At 68.9% G+C, this 13274-nt stretch carries 13 protein-coding genes; 8 read left to right on the forward strand and 5 right to left on the reverse strand.

Features of this window, described 5'->3' with window-relative positions:
- Positions 1 to 56: 56 nt before the first annotated feature.
- A complete protein-coding gene (locus VN461_00060) occupies positions 57 to 1508 on the reverse strand; it encodes an aldehyde dehydrogenase family protein (GenBank protein HXB53147.1) in 1452 nt (483 codons plus the stop codon).
- 131 nt (positions 1509 to 1639) lie between these two features.
- Here VN461_00060 and VN461_00065 point away from each other — a divergent pair, with 131 nt between their 5' ends.
- From VN461_00065 to VN461_00090, 6 genes are all read left to right on the forward strand, one after another.
- On the forward strand, positions 1640 to 3022 hold the full coding sequence (locus VN461_00065) for a glycosyl hydrolase (GenBank protein ID HXB53148.1): 1383 nt from the start codon (positions 1640 to 1642) through the stop codon (positions 3020 to 3022).
- 11 nt (positions 3023 to 3033) lie between these two features.
- Complete coding sequence (locus tag VN461_00070; protein ID HXB53149.1) at positions 3034 to 3852, forward strand: 3-ketoacyl-ACP reductase; 819 nt, start codon at positions 3034 to 3036, stop codon at positions 3850 to 3852.
- A gap of 111 nt (positions 3853 to 3963) precedes the next feature.
- A complete protein-coding gene (locus VN461_00075) occupies positions 3964 to 4350 on the forward strand; it encodes a hypothetical protein (protein HXB53150.1) in 387 nt (128 codons plus the stop codon).
- A gap of 145 nt (positions 4351 to 4495) precedes the next feature.
- Positions 4496 to 6190, forward strand: coding sequence for an Hsp70 family protein (locus VN461_00080; GenBank protein ID HXB53151.1), 1695 nt, complete (start codon positions 4496 to 4498; stop codon positions 6188 to 6190).
- 6 nt (positions 6191 to 6196) lie between these two features.
- Positions 6197 to 7555, forward strand: a complete 1359-nt coding sequence (locus VN461_00085; protein ID HXB53152.1) for a HEAT repeat domain-containing protein — start codon at positions 6197 to 6199, stop codon at positions 7553 to 7555.
- A 128-nt stretch (positions 7556 to 7683) separates the two neighbouring features.
- Positions 7684 to 8157, forward strand: coding sequence for a hypothetical protein (locus VN461_00090; GenBank protein HXB53153.1), 474 nt, complete (start codon positions 7684 to 7686; stop codon positions 8155 to 8157).
- Between the two features lie 76 nt (positions 8158 to 8233).
- Here the strand turns inward: VN461_00090 and VN461_00095 are convergent, their stop codons facing one another.
- A complete protein-coding gene (locus VN461_00095; protein ID HXB53154.1) occupies positions 8234 to 8782 on the reverse strand; it encodes a putative metal-dependent hydrolase in 549 nt (182 codons plus the stop codon).
- 230 nt (positions 8783 to 9012) lie between these two features.
- Between VN461_00095 and VN461_00100 the strand changes: the two genes are divergently transcribed.
- Both VN461_00100 and VN461_00105 read left to right on the forward strand, forming a co-directional pair.
- Positions 9013 to 9345 (forward strand): hypothetical protein, encoded by a 333-nt coding sequence (locus VN461_00100; GenBank protein ID HXB53155.1) that lies wholly within the window; start codon positions 9013 to 9015, stop codon positions 9343 to 9345.
- 124 nt (positions 9346 to 9469) lie between these two features.
- The gene (locus VN461_00105) at positions 9470 to 9979 is read left to right on the forward strand and encodes a hypothetical protein (GenBank protein ID HXB53156.1); all 510 of its coding nucleotides are present in this window, start codon (positions 9470 to 9472) and stop codon (positions 9977 to 9979) included.
- Positions 9980 to 10013: 34 nt separating this feature from the next.
- Here the strand turns inward: VN461_00105 and VN461_00110 are convergent, their stop codons facing one another.
- The 3 genes from VN461_00110 to VN461_00120 are packed head-to-tail and all read right to left on the reverse strand — an operon-like array spanning position 10014 to position 13265.
- A complete protein-coding gene (locus VN461_00110; GenBank protein ID HXB53157.1) occupies positions 10014 to 11024 on the reverse strand; it encodes an FAD:protein FMN transferase in 1011 nt (336 codons plus the stop codon).
- Positions 11025 to 11031: 7 nt separating this feature from the next.
- Positions 11032 to 12183 carry an Ldh family oxidoreductase gene (locus VN461_00115; protein ID HXB53158.1) on the reverse strand — a complete coding sequence of 384 codons (1152 nt, stop codon included), beginning with the start codon at positions 12181 to 12183 and terminating at the stop codon, positions 11032 to 11034.
- Positions 12180 to 13265 carry a PmoA family protein gene (locus tag VN461_00120; GenBank protein ID HXB53159.1) on the reverse strand — a complete coding sequence of 362 codons (1086 nt, stop codon included), beginning with the start codon at positions 13263 to 13265 and terminating at the stop codon, positions 12180 to 12182. The genes VN461_00115 and VN461_00120 overlap by 4 nt, the downstream gene beginning before the upstream one ends.
- Between the last annotated feature and the right edge of the window lie 9 nt (positions 13266 to 13274).

Here is a 13274-nt window from a genome sequence, read left to right on the forward strand (position 1 = left end):
AGCACGCCACCAGCCGACCGCCGGCTTCCGCGCGGCGATCATCCGGGTCAAGAGGTTCAGTACTTCACGTAGACCGTCTTCGTCTCCGTGTAGAACTGCATGGCGGCGGGGCCCTGCTCACGCGGGCCGCAGCTGGAGTCCTTTAGGCCCCCGAAGGGGATCTGGTACTCGATGCCCGCGGAGGGCAGGTTGACCATAATCACGCCCGCCTCCGCGCTCTGGACGTACTCCAGCGCGCGCGAGAGGTCCCGGGTGCAGATGGAGGCGGAGAGGCCGAAGCGCACCTCGTTGGCCACGCGCACCGCGTCCGGGAAGTCCTCGACCTCGAGCACGGTGAGGAGCGGGCCGAACACCTCTTCCTGGGCCAGGCGCGCGGAGGGGGGCACCCCGGTCACGATGGCGGGCCGTATGAAGTGACCCTGGGCCAGAGCGCCCTCGGTGAGCCGCTCCCCGCCGTAGATCACACGCCCGCCCTCCGCGCGCCCCAGCTCCACATAGCGCAGGGTCGTCTCCAACTGCTGGGCGTCGATGGCGGGCCCGAGTTGGGTGGCGGGGTCGCGGGGGTCGCCGATCTTGAGCGACCGCGTCCGCTCCACCAGCCGCTCCAGGAAGGCCCCCGTCACAGGCTTTTCTACGATGGCCCGGCTCGTCGCCGTGCACCGCTGCCCGGCGGAAAAGAAGGCGGCGTTGAGCACGCACTCCACCGCGTTGTCCAGATCCGCGTCGCGGAGGACGATGGTCGGGTTCTTTCCTCCCATTTCGAGCTGGACGCGGGCCAGGCGCTGCGCCGCCACCTGGGCGATGGCGCGGCCGGTCACGTCCGAGCCCGTGAAGGAGATGGCCCGCACCTGGGGGTGGGCGACGAGAGGCTGGCCCGCCCCCGTCCCCGAGCCGCTCACGTAGTTGAGGACGCCCGGGGGCAGCCCGGTGGCTTGGAGGATCTCCGCCAGCCGGAGCGAGGTCAGGGGGGCCTGAGAGGCGGGCTTGAAGACCACCGTGTTGCCGCACACGAGGGCGGGGGCGATCTTCCAGGCGGGTATCGCGATGGGAAAGTTCCAGGGGGCGATGAGCGCGGCGACGCCCACCGGCTGGCGGAGGGTGTACATGAAGATCCGCTCGCGCTCGGAGGGGACCACCTCCCCCCGCAGGCGCGTCCCCTCCCCTCCGAAGTATTCGAGGATGCGCACCGCCCTCGTCACCTCGCCCTTCGCCTCCCCGATGGTCTTGCCTTCCTCCCGGCTCAAGAGGTCGGCGAGCTCATCCAGGCGTTCCTCGAGGCGGTTCGCCGCCTTCAGCAGGTGCCGCCCGCGGAGGGGCGCGGGCCGGGCCGCCCAGTCCGGAAAGGCCCGCGCCGCCGCCCCCACCGCATCCTCGACGTCGCCGGCATCCGAGTCTTGAAGCCAACCCACGACGTCGCGGGTGTCGGCGGGGTTGGTGTCGGGGAAGGTTCGGCCGCTGCGGGCCGGCCGCCACTCGCCGTCGATCAGGTTCAGGAATGTCTCCGTCATCGGCTCCTCCCCCATGTAGGTGGCTCCTGTATGGTGCCGTCGGCCGGGCCCCGGAAGCAATTCCGGCCCATGGGCCCCGTCTACAGGGCATCGTAGGGGAGCCTATAATCGCGTCGACCACCAAAGGGAACATGCTCCGCTTTGATCGCCCCCGCACACCGTCGGAACTGCTGCCGAAGGTCGAGCGGCTGTTCGCGCTCTCCGCGGAGAAGATCCGTTCCCTGGAGAAGACCTGGGATCCCGCAGCGGGGGCACCCGTCTTCACGGTGGACGGGCGCTACCGGGCGCGGGGATGGACGGAGTGGACGCAGGGCTTCCAGTTCGGCTCCGCGCTGCTGCAGTTCGACGCCACTGGGGAGCGGGAATTCCTCGAGCTGGGCCGGGCCCAAACCGTGGAGCGGATGGCGCCCCACCTCACGCACATGGGGGTGCACGACCACGGTTTCAACAACGTGAGCACCTACGGGACTCTCTGGCGCCTGGCAAGGGAAGGACGGCTGGAGGCGGGGGCCTGGGAAGCAAGCTTCTATGAGCTGGCGCTCAAGGTCAGCGGTGCCGTGCAGGCCCGGCGCTGGACTCGCATCCGGGGCGGCGGCTTTATCCATTCCTTCAACGGCGCCCACTCGCTATTTGTGGACACCGTCCGCTCTCTGCGCGCCCTGGGGTTGGCCCATCTCCTCGGCCATCAGCTGCGGGAGGACCAGGATGAGAGCGTGAGCCTGCTGGAGCGGCTCATCCAGCACGCCCGCACCACCGCCGAGTACAGCGTCTATTACGGCCGGGGGCGGGACCGCTTTGACGTGCGGGGCAGGGTGGCCCACGAGAGCCTCTTCAACCCCGCCAACGGGACCTACCGGGGCCCGAGCACGCAGCAGGGCTATTCGCCCTTCACCACCTGGACGCGCGGCTTGGCCTGGGCGATGCTCGGTTTCGCTGAGCAGCTCGAGTTTCTGGCCACGCTGGCCGACGACGACCTCGCTTCCCTGGGGGGGCGCGCCCCTATCGAGGTGTTGATGCTGAACGCGGCGCGCGCCACCAGCGACTTTTACGTGGAAGCCGCAGCCGCCGCGGACGGGGTCCCCTATTGGGACACGGGTGCGCCCGGCCTCCTCGCCGTTCCCGAGTGGAGCACCCGCCCCGCCGACCCCTTCAACGACCACGAGCCCGTGGACAGCTCGGCCGCGGTCATTGCTGCTCAGGGCCTGCTCCGGCTGGGGCGGTACCTCGCCCGCAGAGGCGAGGACGGCACGCGCTACGAGCAGGCAGGCCTGCGGACCCTCGACGCCCTTTTCGACCCGAGCGGTCCCTACCTGAGCACGGACCCGGGGCACCAGGGCCTCTTGCTCCATTCCGTCTACCATTGGCCCAACGCCTGGGACCACGTCCCGCCCCGGGCGCGCACCCCGCGCGGCGAGTCGAGCCAATGGGGCGACTACCATGCTCGGGAGGCTGCTCTCTACCTGCAGCGGCTCGCGGGCAAGGGACCCTACCTCGCCTTTTTCGGACCTCCCTGAGGGGGCCGACCATGGCTGTGAAGAAGAAGGAGCGACCCACACGGAAGAAGAACCGGGCCCCCGATCGGGTCGCCCTCGTCACGGGGGGCACGCGCGGGATTGGTCTGGGCATCGCCCGCGCTCTGGCCAGCGAGGGCTGGAACCTGGCCCTCGGCGGTGTTCGCCCGGAATCTTCGGTGCGGGAAGTCCTCAAGGAGTTGCGCGGCGTCGGTGCCGATGTTCTCTACTGCCCCGCAAATCTGGCCCACGCACGGGAGAGGACGCGGCTGGTGGAGGCGGTTGTCCGCCGCTACGGCGGGCTGAACGCCCTCGTGAACAACGCCGGCCGGGCGCCGCGCGTACGGGCGGACATCCTGGATGCCAGCGAAGAGAGCTTTGAGGAGCTCCTCCGCACGAACCTCCAGGCCCCGTACTTCCTGACCCAGCACGTGGCCCGGCTGATGCTCGAGCGGAAACGCGAGCACCCCACTACCCGCGCGGCGGTCGTGTTTGTGACCTCCGTTTCCGGGGAGATGGCGTCCACAAACCGGGGGGAGTATTGCGTGAGCAAGGCCGGCCTCACCATGGCGGCACGCCTTTTTGCCGCTCGCTTGGCTAAGGACGGCATCGCCGTTTACGAGGTGCGGCCGGGGATCGTGGCCACGGACATGACCGCACCCGCGCGGGAGGCGTACGACCGGCTCATCGCGGAGGGCCTTGTTCCCGAGCGCCGCTGGGGCAGCCCCGAGGACGTGGGCCGCGTGGTGGCCGCGCTTTTGCGCGGAGACCTCCCCTACGCCACCGGCGCTGTCATTCCCGTGGACGGCGGGTTGTCGATTCCCCGGCTGTGAGCGCACGCGGCGCTGGTTCCGTCGATACGTGCAGGCGGGGGATGGGGCAAACTATCAGGCGGCCATGAACGCTGCGCTCCGCGAGCCCGTTGTTAGACCGCGAGGACACAGATGAGATCACTCGCACTGCTCGTCGCCGTTTTCATCATGCTTGTCGGCGTGGCGGGCGTCCTCGCCCCCGAGAGCCTCATGACCTTGGCGCGATACGCGGTTACGCCGGTCGGACTCTATGTAGTCGCTGCGGTTCGAGTCGGCATTGGGCTGGCGCTCCTTCTTGCCGCGCTAATATCTCGTGCTCCCAGGACCCTGCGTGTTTTTGGAGCCGTTGCCCTCGTTGCGGGACTCGCGACACCACTCCTCGGGGCGGAGCGCGCGCAAGCGATTCTAGATTGGCAGTTGAGCCAGGGCTCCGTGCTGATACGCGTGGGCGCCGCGCTTGCGTTGGCGATCGGTGTCTTCTTGGCCTTTGCCGTTGCCGGTAGCCGCCGCGCTGTCTAACATCGCACCGGAGCCTACGGTTGACCCGCAATTGTGTTGGTGAAGCGACCGGCACATCGTCCGTAGCTGAGCGCGTGAGGCCGCTCCAGCAGCGGACGGGGGGGCCAAGTAGGAGTCTGCGGTTGCGCTGGCCCAGGACGCCCCTATGAGCCATTGGGCTCTGGACCTCGGCACGACCAACACCGGCCTCGCGCGATGGGACGAGGCGAGCGGCCAGCCGCAGCTCGTGGAGTTGCCCGGGATCTGCCGGAAGCCTCGGGGCGATGATCGGCTGGAAGCGCCCCTTCTCGTTCCTTCGGTCGTAGAGATCCTGCCCCCGTCCTCGCTCTTCGACCGCCTGGGGACTTGGCCGCCCCTGGAGCGCCACCTGCTCCTCGGGCGCACGGCGCTCATCGGTCGACCGGCGCTCGAGCGGAACCAGGGCATTGCCGATCCCGCATTCGTGCCGGGGTTCAAGGCCGCCTTGTCCTCTGAGCCGCTCCGCCCCCTGGCGCGAGCGGGACACCGGGTCATCACCGCTCACGTAGCCGCGCGCGCTTTCCTGCGGGAGCTGCTGGCGGAGGTGAAGCGGGAAACCGGGCGCCGCATCCGGGACCTCGTGGTCACGATGCCTGTCGACGCCTATGAAGGCTACCGCGCGCACCTCGAGGAAATCCTGCGGGCGGTCGGCGTGCGACGACTGCGCTTCTTGGACGAGCCGCTCGCCGCCGCCCTGGGCTACGGTCTCCGGCTGGCCGCCGAGCGCACCGTGCTGGTGGTCGACATCGGCGGCGGAACCATGAACGTCGCCCTGGTGCGCCTGGAGGCGGCCCGGATGGAGCAGGGAAGGGCCGAGGTCCTGGCCAAGCAGGGCCTAACGTGCGGCGGCAACACGGTCGACAGCTGGATCCTGGAGCTCGTCGGGCGCCGCATGGGCTTTGCGCTGGAAGAGCTGTCCGATGAGGAGGAGATGCGACTGTGGCGCCGGCTGATGCTGGCCGAGGCCTGCCGGGTCAAGGAGGCCGTGTTCGTGGAGCCGTCGGCGGAGTTCCTGCTCACGCCCCCGGGTCTGAGCCGCCGCCTCCGACCCGGTGCGCCCGGGGTCCGGCCCGCTCAGTTCACGCGTGACGACCTCGTCCAGGTCCTTCGGGAAAACGGTTTCTACACGGCCTTGTCCGGCAGCATCGAGCGCGTGCTTGCCGAAGCACCCTCCGGACCCCTCCCCGTCGAGGCCGTACAGGACATCCTTGTCGTGGGCGGATCCACGCTTCTGCCCGGTGTCTTCCCCATCCTGGAGGAGCGCTTCGGACGCCATCGCGTCCGGGCCTGGCAGCCGTTCGAGGCGGTCGCCTTCGGGGCGGCGTCCTTCGCGGCCGACAAGTACAGCCAGCTCGATTTCATCGTGCACGACTATGCCTTTCTCACCCACGACGCGCGCACTCATGAGCCCGTCTACACAGTGGTCGTCCCTCGTGGGACGCCGTTCCCCACCCCCCTCGACCTCTGGAAGGGACAGCTGGTCCCCACGTGCTCCCTGGGTGCGCCGGAGACCCTCTTCAGGCTCGTGGTGTGCGAGATCGGCCGCGCCGATGGAAGCGGTCGGCGCTTCGGGTGGGACGCCGCGGGTGACCTCTACAAGGTCGGCGGCGAGGCGGGCTCCGACGGTAGAGTGGTCGTGCCCCTGAATGAGGCGAGCCCTACTCTCGGCCACCTGGATCCCCCCCATTCTCCTCGCGACCACCGGCCGAGGCTCGAGATTTCCTTTGGCGTCGACGCGGACCGGTGGCTGGTGGCGTCCGTTCTCGACCTCCAGACGCGACGTCTTCTACTGGACGCTCAGCCCGTCGTGCGACTGCTTTAGGGGACCGTGATCAATCTCTTTGTCCTCCTGAAAAACCTTCTCTCCATCCTGTTCCAGCCTACTACAGGGGGCTGGGAGGACCCGTCCAGCTTCCAGTGGTTCGCCGCCGAACTCGAACAAGTGTCCCGCGAGTTGGGGATCGAATTCGCGCCGCGCTCACGCTCGTCCCCATCTGCCTCCGGAACGAGCGGTGATCTCTCTGTTCGTGTCCAGCTGGAGTGGCGGAGCACAGCGGAACTCCTTCCCCACCGGTCCCTGCTGTGCTTCTTCATCGGCGGGCCCCGAATCCCCCAGGGGCTCGCCTTCGCGGCGCAAGGCGGGTCGGGCGACGACGTGCTCACCGGCGACACGGCCTTCGACGATATGGTCGAGGTGCGGGGGGAGCCCAGCATCCTCCTGGCCTTGCTGGACAGGGAGATCCGCCAGAGGGTGGGTGCGTTTGTCCGCGGCCGTGGCCGCCTGGAGGCTGGTCAGTTGTCGTGCTGTGCCCCCACCGACTATTCGCAGGGGGCGATCGTGCGCGCACTGCGCCTGGGTCTGTGGCTGGCGCGCGCGCTATCCGCGCCGGGCGGCGGGGTCTGTGAGCGTCTCGCGCGCAATGCAAAGTTGGATCCCCACCCAGGGGTGCGCCTCTTGAGCCTGTCCCAGTTGCTGGAGCAGTTCCCGGAGACGGCCGAGGCACGCGAGGCCAGCCAGGAGGATCTGAAGGATCCTAGCCCTTGGGTAAGGCTTGCCGCGGCTCGCTTCCTCAAGGAGGACGGCCTGGCTGTCCTTGAGCACCTCGCTCAGGACCGCTCCATCCCCGAGAGCGCTGCCGCGGAAGCTCTGGCGCTGCTCGCGGCCCGCTATCCCGCCGCACGGGCGGGCCCTTTGCTCGTGACAGCGCTGAAGACACACTCGGGCGAGGCGCGGCGACAAGCGGTGGAGGAACTCGGTCGCATCCGTTTTGGGCTGGCCCGGGGCCCCCTGATGGTGCTCCTTGAGCACGCTGATCCGCGGACCAGCGCCGCCGCCGCCGCCGCGCTGGGCGCTTACGGCGACGTCTCCGTCGAGCCAGCACTGTTGAAGGCGATGGAGAGCGACGCCCGAGAGCTCAGGCTGGCAGCGGTCCGAGCGCTGGGAACGGTGGGCAGTGCGGGGTCGGTCGAGCCCCTTCTCGCCTTCTTGGCGAGCCGGCGTCTTGATGTGGAGACCCGCCTAATGATTCGGAATGCAATCGGAGCCATCCAGTCGCGGCTCGCCGGGGCCGCGGCCGGTCAGCTCTCGCTCGCGGCCACGCCGCCCGGGGGTGGATGGCTCAGCGTGGCCCCGCCGGGCCCGGGGCCCGGGCAGCTGTCGCTGGTCTCTTATCGGAAGCAGGGCTGAGCACGGAGGGGGTCCCCTTGAGGGTGATCGGTCTGCGCGATAGGGTTGGAGCCAATACCGACGGAGATCTCTTCCGCGGCAGTGAAGGGCGGTCGACCCGCAGAAATAGAGCGTCCTAGACGCTTTCAATGACAGACCAAAGCAACGTACCAACCCAGACCAAACCAGCCAATCGATGGGCTCGTCCGCTGGCTCTAACGGCAGCGGTGGTCTTCTGCATATCGGCCGTGTTTCCGGTGGGCGCCGGCCTTTCGCAGAATACGGCGCTCTTCCCAAAATGGTGGGGAATTCTCGACGTCGTGGTGGCCTTTGTTCTTGCCGCTCTCACGATCGTGATCGTCGCCCTGGCCGAAGGGAAGGTGGGCAGGCAAGCGCAAGACGCCAGTTACCGCGCCTATCGGGCTCTGTCGCACGGGATCCTGGTCTTGATTGTGGTGTTCTTTCTGTTCGGCGATCGAATCGTCTGGATCAATTGTCTGCCCGGCTTTGCCTGGCGGTCCTGGGTTCTGCTCTATGGCCTACCAGCGTGGTTCACAGCGCTGAGAGGTGGAGCGGCGGAGGAGAGTGACTTGGCGCGCGGTCCCACAACCGGATCGCGCTGACCCGGCGCACTCGGACCACAGCCAAAGACGACCAGCAGGCCCCGGGGTCAACGTCACCCCCGGGGGAGACGGATCGTCACCACCCCTGACGAGCACGAAGGCCGGCGATGTGCGCAGTGTGGTGAATACCGTGCCAGGCGTAGAGCTGAATTGCTTTGTCGATCGTCATGAGGCCCCGTTGGGGATGGGTGAAGGCGCGGTCAAACTGCCGCTCGGAGAGAGACGCCAAGAGAATCGTCCAGCGTTGGTGGAGAGCCGTCAGGAGCCGAACCGAGACTTCCACGGGGGCGTCACGGCCGTCCGCGGTTTCGGCCCAGAGAGTCTCCTCGTACGTCTTGATCGGCGGCAGGTCTTCGGTGAGCGCGAGCTTGAACCGCACGAAGCCGTTCATGTGGGCATCGGCGAGGTGATGGACCACCTGTCGGGGAGTCCAGCCGCCCTCTCGATAGGGGGTCCCTAGCTGCCTATCGTCGAGCCCGCTGAGGGCAGCCGCGAGGCCCGCCGGCATCTCCGCCATCTGCTGAAGCCAGCGCGCGCGTTTGGATGTGGTGACCTCGGGGTCGAGCCCAAAGTCACCCACTGGATACCGGACCTTGTCGGGTTGGTCTACAACCGGATCAAGCATGCTCCTGCCTCCCCTTACTCGCTCCATAAGAACTCTACGCATGAGGGTGCTGGCTGACCATCCGGATCTTGTGGTGGAATTCAGTGCGCCCTGGGGCCGCCTGGATGGCGACCTGGAAGCGCGGGAGCGAAGTCGCTGAAAACGCCAGCTGTCGGAGGCAGCCCTACCGGTGGCGGGGGAGTGCGATGAAGAAGACTCGGTCTCGGAGCGGCAAGCCGAGGAAGACTCCGATGGGCGCAAGTGAGCCGAACCCAAAGTTCGCGGCCGTCGTACGGGAGTTCAGCGGCGAGCGGCGGGTCGTCTACGGTGGAAAAGGGTTCGGCTCCTCCGCGCTCAAGCTCGACGGGAGGATCTTCGCCATGTTGAGCTCCAAGGGCGGTTTCGTGGTCAAGCTTCCGCGAGAGCGCGTCGATGAGCTCGTGGGGCGCGGGCACGGCCAATACTTCGACCCCGGCCGTGGCCGGTTGATGAAGGAGTGGCTAGCGGTGAGCAGCCGATCGATCTCTTGGCTCGAGCTCGCGAGAGAAGCGTATGGGTTCGCCCGCCAGGCCAAGGGCCGGTGACTCCGAGAACCCGCGTCGCGGCGGCGGGGACGCCGGCCCCGCAACTCCGGAATGACGCCGGGGACGGCGGCCACGGGAGCGCCGGCTCTCGGGCCCCAGACTGCTAAGCCGGCAGGGGAGTCAGGTGTTCAAGCTGCGCTTTCCTCCTTCCGAGCTCCCCCGGTGGGCGAAGGGGTACGCGTACGTGCAGGGGGACAAGGCGGTCGACGAGCTGTCACGACGTGCGCGCGCCCGTGGCTATCTCACGCGGACGGAATTCCTCGAGCTGTGTCATTGGAAGACGCCCCGCTCCCAGCCCCGTTGCGCGACCAACACCGCCGCGGAGATCCGAGAAGCGACCGAGATCGCGCTCGCGACCGTGGATGAGCGGGCCAAGATGTACGTCCTGCGCAGCCTCGCCGGGGTCGGGTGGCCGACCGCGTCGGTCATCCTCCACTTCTGCGATCGGCGCCCCTACCCGATCCTCGACTACCGAGCATTGTGGTCGCTCGGCTTCCGCCGTCCCCCTTCCTACACGTTTGATTTCTGGTGGGCCTACACGGAGTTCGCGCGCAGGCTCGCGCGCTCGGCGGGTCTCGACATGAGAACGCTTGATCGGGCGCTCTGGCGCTTCTCCAAGGAGCGCCAAGGATAGGGGCGGCCCGCCCGCGGGGCGTCCGCCCGTGCATTCACGGTTCCTCCAAGCGGAGGCCCTCGCAGCCGCCGAAGAGAAGGGGTCGGGCGGGCTCCGCCTCGAGCACGAGGACCGCGAGGGTGCCCGGGTGAGCGGCGCAGTAGCGTTCGGCCAGACCCGGGCCGCCCACCAGGAAGGCCGTCGAAAGGGCATCCGCATCGGCCGCCGAAGGCGCGGCCGCGGAGGCGCTCAGCACCCCCGACACCGGCCATCCCGTGCGGGGATCGAGCACATGGCCATAGCGTCGCCCCCCGGTCTCGAAATACTGCTCTCCGGCCCCGCTCGTTCCAAGGGCAGCCTCCTGGATACGGAGGCGCGCGATGACTGCGGTCGTGAGCGGGGAGCGGACATTCACGCGAAACCCTGGCCCGCCGCCAAAGGCGAGCACGCTGCTACCCCCGGCGGAGAGGAGGGCGCGGGGCACGCCGCGCGCCCGGAGCCGCTCCACCATGCGATCGAGCGCGTAGCCTTTGCCGATGCCCCCGAAGTTCAGGGACATGCCCGACAGCGGGAAGCGCACCGTCCGCTCCTCCGGATTGAGCTCGACCTTGTCGAGGCCCACCAGAGACAGGGCGGCCGCGATGTCCTCCGCGCCCGGCAACCGCCCCGCCCGGGCCAGGAAACCCCAGGTGCGACTCAACGGGGTCGAGGTGGGGTCGAACGCGCCTTCCACGTCCGCGTGCAGTCCTTGGCACCGCCGGAGCAGGGTGAAGAGGGTCTGGCTGACGGCGACGGGACCGACGGCCCCCTCACGGTTCACCCGCATCACCTCGCTGGACTCGCGGAAGACACTGAGGGCGTCTTCGATGCGGTCTGCCTCGTCGAGGGCTTGGCGAGCGGCGGCTACGTGGGCGGCGTCCTCCTCGGCGAGCATGATCTCGAACCGGCAGGCCATGGCCTGCCGATGCACGCGGACCCAGTGGCCGGCCTCCTCCCCTCCCTGGCGGCGGGGAAGAGTGAAGAGCTCGCGGCGGGTCAGGGGCCCCAGGGGCCGGGAGGTCGTCATCCGTGACTCACTCGAAGGGGACGCCGGTCTGGCGGGAGACCTCGCACAGGTCCTTGACCACCGCGGGCAGGAGGGGGATCCCACCCCGTGCGCGCTCCTCTTCGGCCTCGCGTTCGGGATCGCCGGGAATGAGAGGCCCCTTCGTACCGGGTGCGGGCCGGGTATTCCTCAGGGTGCGGACGAAGTCGTCGATTTGGGCCCGGAACTCCGATCCGTCACGGAAGGCATCCACGCGCATGGCCCCGAAGAAATGGCCGAGGCCCTGGCCGACGCTGCGGAGGGGAGGGTCACCGCGCAGGGTGAAAGAGGGAGTGAAGGGGCCCCAGTTGGCCCCGGAGAGAACCGCGGAGAGGACGTCCACCATCAGGGCCAGACAATAGCCCTTGTGGCCGCCGCGTTCGCGGTCGGACCCCAGGGGGAGAAGGGACCCGCCCGCCAGGATGGCCCCAGGGTCGGTGGTGGCCTGGCCATTGCGGTCCACTGCCCAACCCTCGGGTATGGGAGCCCCCTCCCGCTGGGCCATCTCGATCTTGCCGTAGGCCACCGCGGAGGTGGCCATGTCGATCACGATCGGGGGCTCCTTTTCCGCGGGGAAGGCGATGGCGATGGGGTTGGTGCCCAGCATGCGCTCCGCCCCCCAGAGCGGCGCCACCCCCCGCGAGGAGTTCGTCATGGCCCAGCCGATCATGCCCCTCTCCAGGGCCCGCAGAGGGTAATAGCCGGCGATGCCGAAATGGTTGCTGTTGCGGACGACCGCCCAGCCCGTGCCCGCCCGCTCGGCCTTCTCCATGGCGATCTCGTTGACCTTGGGCCCCACCACCAGGCCAAGACCGTTGTCGCCGTCCACGGTGGCCGTGCTCGCCGTCTCCCGGACCAGCCGCAGGACCGGCCGGGGGTTGATCTTTCCCGCCGCCAGGAGCTCGGCGTAGCTGCGCAGGCGAGCGACACCGTGCGAATCGACGCCGCGGCTATCCGCGCAGGCGAGGACGTCGGCCGCGATCCGAGCCTCCGCCTCCGGCACGCCCAAGCGGGAGAAGACGCGGATGCTGAACTCGCGCAAGCGCGGGGCGGGAAAGAAGCGAACCTCGACCTCGCGGCCGGCCTTGCGCCTCTGGGGGTGGGAGGAGGGGGCCGGTCTCGCTCGGCGGGATCCGCTCATCGACCATCGGGAGGCGGCAGGGCGGTCTGGGCGAATTCCCGCGCCAGGGTCTCGATCTCCGCGGCCGCGAAGGCCCGGGAGAGAACCACGACCCGATAGCCGAAGAGAGCGGACCCTTGCGGAGGCAGGGTGAAATCGAGTGCTTCCTTGCCGTTGCTGAAGGCCTTCTGGCCGAGGGGGTTCGCGGCGAAGAGCCCGTAGCCGCGGGCGTGCCAATAGGTTGGCGCGCCGGGGTTTTTGGGATGATCCAGGATGGCCAGGGTCACATCCTCGTTCCCGATGCGGCCGGACAGGGCCGCCCAGCGTCCCCGCGTCCCCCAGACCGCGTCGCCCTCTTTGCCCTCGCTGCTGTGGTAGAGCCCGGTGACGCCCGTGTTGTCGAGGCGGGCTACAGTGGTGGTCTGGCCCGAAGAGTCGGTGAAGGTGGCGGGCTCCGTCGAGGGCTGCTCGAGCGGACGCGCCACCCGCAGGCCGAGGAAGCCCTCCTTGTTGTCGGAAAAGCGGACCGGGCCGTCCTTCGCGGTGAGGAGGGTAATTCGGTCGATGAGGCGCCCGCCCGGCGTCTTGCGGAAGACGAACGTTGAGTCCTCGTCGAGGATCACCGCCCCTCCGGGCATGACCCACTCCACCTCGACCCGGAGGCGCCCGTCCCGCTCACCACCCTGGGCGGAGACGACCCGCCGGTGCCGGGACCGGCCCATGCCCGCTTGGCGGGCGGCGGGCAGCGCGGTCGAGTTGTTCCAGAAATCGACGCCGTTCACGTCCCCGTAACTCAGCCACAGACCCACGTGATGGGGGTGGTCGGTCCGCTCCCCCGGCCGCGGCTCGAGGGGAAAGCCGCGGGTCACCGCCGTTCCCCGCTCGGTTCGGATCGGAAAAAGGACGGGCTTGGTGAGCGATTCCGGCCACACGTAGGAGGTGAAGGCCTGCCCGTCCACGAGGATGTCGACCCGACGCTCGCCCTCCCGGACCACGACGCTCACCCCCCCCTCCCCGGCCGGGCTCCGCGTGGAGCCGGAAACAAGGGTCAGGGCCGCGATGAGAGCGATGGGAAGACCGAGGGTGCGCCGCTCCGGGGCCATGTCGGTCTC

The organism is Vicinamibacteria bacterium, from assembly GCA_035570235.1.
Taxonomy (GTDB): Bacteria; Acidobacteriota; Vicinamibacteria; order Fen-336; family Fen-336; genus DATMML01.